Source organism: Streptomyces sp. NPDC004658 (assembly GCF_040609555.1).
GTDB lineage: Bacteria > Actinomycetota > Actinomycetes > Streptomycetales > Streptomycetaceae > Streptomyces.
This window is the reverse complement of the sequence record NZ_JBEXKG010000348.1, coordinates 1-2,714: the sequence shown is the minus strand read 5'-3', so window position 1 is coordinate 2,714 and position 2,714 is coordinate 1. Positions and strand designations below refer to the sequence as shown.

Genomic DNA, 2,714 nt, shown 5'->3' with positions numbered 1-2,714 from the left:
CGGAAGCCACGTGGACGGGTCCTGGTCCGCCTTGGACCGGTTCGAGGCAGCCGACACGCGATCAGAGCACGGTCGTCGCCAAGGTCGTTGGCGTAGGCCTCCCGCTCCTTCGCGTACATCCTGCATGGCCTCTACGCTCATCTCGGTGGCGTCGAACGGCCCTACACGGACCAGCCCCACGAGATGGTGCAAGGCCAGGAACCGGCTGGCGGCGGTACCCGAGGAGCGGATCCCGGCTCAAGCCCGTGCCGCACTGCTGCACGATCTAGAACTGTGCACGACCGGCTTCGACAAGCGCAACCAGTACATTCACATCTGCTGGGCGTACGACGACGAGGTCCACGGCTGGCGGACCGTCAAGGGCACAGAGGGCCTCAGCCGCCCCGAGATCGACCTGGTGTCCAGTGACGACGTCTGGGACCTGGCCAGTGAGTTCGCCCGCCTGCGGGACAAGCTGGTCACGTGGGACGCCCACTTCTTCGGTACACCTGGCGACCCATATATGGGTGTACCTGCTGCGTCCTCGAAGCGCTTGTGACGACCGGAGCACTGCATCACTCGCTTCGGGGTTGGTGACCCGCGGTATAGCCATCATCGGGGGTGATCGTCCAAGGTGGGTTGATGAGTGACACGTACCCCTTCGAGATCACTGACGAGATGCGCCAGGTCGCGGAAACGGCCCGGCGGCAGGGCTTGCAGAAGGATCTGCGGACGCTCGCAGCCAGCATCGGGGCTGACGTGGAAGGCCGGTACGACAGCGTGGAGCCCGGATGGCGGGCCGGAGTCGAGTGGACGCTGCGGTGGATCGAGAACACCGTCAGCCAGCTGACCGAGCGCAGGCCGTAGAAGAGCGGGCAGCGCCTGGTGGAAAGGATCCGGTGTGACGTGGACGCTGCCGGAGCCGATGCTGAGCACTCCCGTAGCCACGCCGGATCTGCGGCCGGGCTGGGCGGGCGAACCCAAATGGGACGGGTTCCGGGCGGCCGTCTTGGCCGACGCGGGCCGGGTAGGCGCCGCCTGCGCTCTTGCGCCACAGCTCCCTGCCAGAGAGCGGATCGAGGACTACACGCCGCCCTGGGTCGAATGCGGCGATGTAGACGGCGTCGCCAGCAACCAAGGGGGCCGTACTGATGCGTCGGGCGACCTGAGTGTCAAACAACGGGTGTCCATTTTGCCCGTCCCAGGCCAGCGCCCAGCCGCACCCCGTAGTCAGATGAACCGTCGTGCGACGGTAAGGGCCCGGCGTCCCGAAGCCGGGATGCCGGGCCCCCCTTACCGGGGCGCGATCAGGCGGGGCGGATGTTCTCAGCCTGCGGGCCCTTCTGGCCCTGCGTGACGTCGAACTCGACCTTCTGGCCCTCCTGCAGCTCGCGGTAGCCCTGGCTGGCGATGTTGGAGTAGTGGGCGAAGACGTCAGGGCCGCCGCCCTCCTGCTCGATGAAGCCGAAGCCCTTCTCGCTGTTGAACCACTTCACTGTGCCCTTGGCCATGACTGTCTCCTTTGAGGGAAACCGGGCACGCACGCTGCGCGACCGGGAGGTGATCGCCCTGGTCCGGAGAGGCGCTGAACAGCAAGAACGCCCGTGAGGCGATCACGGGCGAACGGAACTTCGGAACCACGACTGCTGATCACAACGCTATAACGGCATGACGGAAGCCGCTAGCGAAAACACGCCAGCATCCGGCCCGGAACGAAGGGCTGGATCGCCCGTGAGACTCGGCCGACGGTGATCAAGCAACTTCGCGCCCCTCTTCTGCACAAGGCTGCGGCGAGGCATGGCCTCTCCCCGCCGCCGACTGTTCTCCACCCACCGCCGTTCCGGCTCTACCTCACCGCCACCCCGCACATCCTCGCCGCCCCCCGGCCGCAAAGAGGCGCCGGCGGCCAGGAGCTGCGCGGCGCTGGGCATGGACTGGGCAAGGCCGGTGTCGGTCCCGCAGGCCGTCCCGGACAGCCCCTGACCGCCTTCTTGCGCCGTGACCGGACCCCGGGCCTCTCAAGGCCCGGGGTCCGGTGCTGTGTGCACGCCGGGTGATGTTCCGACAGGTCAGAGGTGCACGTCGTCTGGGGAGCGAGGCGGTGGGTGTTCCACGGTCCAGCGACGTTCAATGTTCTGACTGGGCGGAAATATGCCGTACTCCAAGATGTACTGAGGAGCGGAATGCGTCTGCCCGTCCCATGGTTTGGGCTGCCCTGGGCTGTTCGGCTTCCAGTGCTTCCAGGGATCGTGCTCCGGGTGGTGGATCACGAACTGGTCAGCTACGTCGTAGGCCACCTCCACGAGCGCGAAACCGATGGCGCCTTCCGCGTGCATCAGGTGGTCCACGTGCTTACGCCGGTCGGTGCCCCGGGTAGCGGGGCCAGGTAGGAACAGAAAGCGGTGAGGGTCCAGCGGGAGCAGGATGTCGCTCAATGCGGCGGCGCGCAGCTGGTCCTCGTCGTCGGGGCGGTTCCATATGGCGATGGGGGTATCGCTGGTCAGCAGGCACATGTCGCTGAAGCCCAGCGCCCACGGACGTGCTTCCAGGATGAGCGCCAACGTGACGATGTTCTCGACGATGTAGCGCAGGTGGGGGTTGTTCTGTGCGAGCGTGTGCACTTCCGGCGGCAGGTCGGTGAGAAGCCGTTGTCGTACCGATCATGGTGGGCGTGAGTTCGAGGTCGTCGACTCGGTCGGGTGATCTCGTGGCCGACCGGGTATGAAAGCGGGGCC

The 2,714-nt window shown here is 66.6% G+C and carries 5 protein-coding genes and 1 pseudogene; 2 read left to right on the top strand and 4 right to left on the bottom strand.

Annotated elements, in window-relative coordinates:
- A pseudogene (locus ABZV94_RS41140) lies at window positions 1-113 on the bottom strand (HNH endonuclease); the annotation flags it as partial.
- An 11-nt stretch (window positions 114-124) separates the two neighbouring features.
- On the opposite strand from ABZV94_RS41140, the gene ABZV94_RS41135 reads away from it, so the two are divergent.
- Both ABZV94_RS41135 and ABZV94_RS41130 read left to right on the top strand, forming a co-directional pair.
- Window positions 125-538 carry a hypothetical protein gene (locus ABZV94_RS41135; protein ID WP_356350168.1) on the top strand — a complete coding sequence of 138 codons (414 nt, stop codon included), beginning with the start codon at window positions 125-127 and terminating at the stop codon, window positions 536-538.
- An 83-nt stretch (window positions 539-621) separates the two neighbouring features.
- The gene (locus tag ABZV94_RS41130; RefSeq protein ID WP_356350166.1) at window positions 622-846 is read left to right on the top strand and encodes a hypothetical protein; all 225 of its coding nucleotides are present in this window, start codon (window positions 622-624) and stop codon (window positions 844-846) included.
- On the opposite strand, the gene ABZV94_RS41125 is transcribed toward ABZV94_RS41130, so the two are convergent.
- The 3 genes from ABZV94_RS41125 to ABZV94_RS41115 form a co-directional block, all read right to left on the bottom strand.
- Window positions 818-1,189, bottom strand: coding sequence for a hypothetical protein (locus ABZV94_RS41125; protein ID WP_356350171.1), 372 nt, complete (start codon window positions 1,187-1,189; stop codon window positions 818-820). The two genes, ABZV94_RS41130 and ABZV94_RS41125, sit on opposite strands and share 29 nt — an antisense overlap.
- Before the next feature lie 97 nt (window positions 1,190-1,286).
- Window positions 1,287-1,490 carry a cold-shock protein gene (locus ABZV94_RS41120; RefSeq protein WP_014670069.1) on the bottom strand — a complete coding sequence of 68 codons (204 nt, stop codon included), beginning with the start codon at window positions 1,488-1,490 and terminating at the stop codon, window positions 1,287-1,289.
- Between the two features lie 558 nt (window positions 1,491-2,048).
- Window positions 2,049-2,600: a hypothetical protein gene (locus tag ABZV94_RS41115; protein WP_356350164.1), complete on the bottom strand. Its 552-nt coding sequence runs from the start codon at window positions 2,598-2,600 to the stop codon at window positions 2,049-2,051.
- Window positions 2,601-2,714: the final 114 nt, after the last annotated feature.